General features: G+C 69.2%; 1 protein-coding gene. It reads left to right on the top strand.

Annotation, left to right across the window (positions count from 1 at the left end):
- Positions 1 to 1,231 (top strand): IS30 family transposase (locus tag SM450_RS31000; protein WP_474623323.1); only part of this gene is annotated, 1,231 nt, incomplete at its 5' end.
- Between the last annotated feature and the right edge of the window lie 8 nt (positions 1,232 to 1,239).

Below are 1,239 nucleotides of genomic sequence, written 5' to 3'. Positions count from 1 at the left end.
TGGGGCGCGGTGGTTTCGTCACGCTGGCGGCATGCCGCCGATCAGCCTGGACGAGCCTTCGGGCCGCTATCTGTCCTTCGCCGAACGCGAGGAGATCGCGCTGCTGCGGGCGCAGGGCGCGGGCGTGCGGGAAATCGGCCGCAGGATCGGACGCGATGCGGGGACGATCTCGCGTGAGTTGCGGCGCAACGCGGCGACCCGGGCCGGCAAGCGGGAGTATCGGGCCACGGTGGCGCAGTGGAAGGCGCAGCAGGCGGCCAAGCGCCCGAAGACCGCCAAGCTGGTGTCCAATCCGCGGCTGCGCGAGTACGTGCAGGACCGACTGTCCGGGGCGGTGCGCCGGGCCGGCGGCGAGCTCGTGGCCGGGCCGACGGCTCGGGCCTGGAAGGGACGCAACAAGCCCCGCCGGGAAGACCGCCGTTGGGTCACCGCCTGGAGCCCGGAACAGATCAGCAACCGGTTGAAGCTCGACTTCCCGGATGATGAGTCCATGCGCATCTCGCATGAGGCGATCTACCAATCGCTGTTCATCCAGGGCCGGGGCGCGCTCAAGCGTGAACTGGTCGCGTGTCTGCGCACCGGCCGGGCACTGCGGGTGCCGCGCGCCCGGGCCCGGCAACGGCGCGACGGCATGGTCACCCCGGAAGTGATGATCAGCCAGCGGCCGGCCGAGGTCGAGGACCGGGCCGTGCCGGGGCACTGGGAAGGTGACCTGATCATCGGGCTGGACAGGTCCGCGATCGGCACCCTCGTGGAACGGGCTACCCGCTTCACCTTGCTGCTGCACCTGCCCCGCATGGACGGTTGGGGCGTCGAAGCGCGGTCGAAGAACGGCCCGGCCCTGGCCGGGCACGGCGCCGAAGCCGTCCGCGAAGCGATCGCCGCGACGATCACCGCCCTGCCCGAGCAGTTGCGTCGCACGCTCACTTGGGATCGCGGCAAAGAACTCGCCCAGCACGCGAAGCTAACGATCGACACCGGCGTGCAGGTCTACTTCGCCGACCCGCACAGTCCGTGGCAGCGCGGCACGAACGAGAACACCAACGGGCTGCTTCGGCAGTATTTTCCCAAAGGTACGGACCTGGCCCGCTGGAACACCGGCGAACTCGAGGCGGTGGCGGCAACATTGAACAGCCGGCCGCGCAAGGCACTCGGGTGGAGAACGCCCGGCGAGGCCCTTAACGATCTGTTATCGTCCACTCAGGACAAATGTGTTGCAACGACTGGTTGAAACCGGTC

This window comes from Micromonospora marincola (genome assembly GCF_056150385.1).
This window is presented reverse-complemented; position numbering and strand designations above follow the sequence as displayed.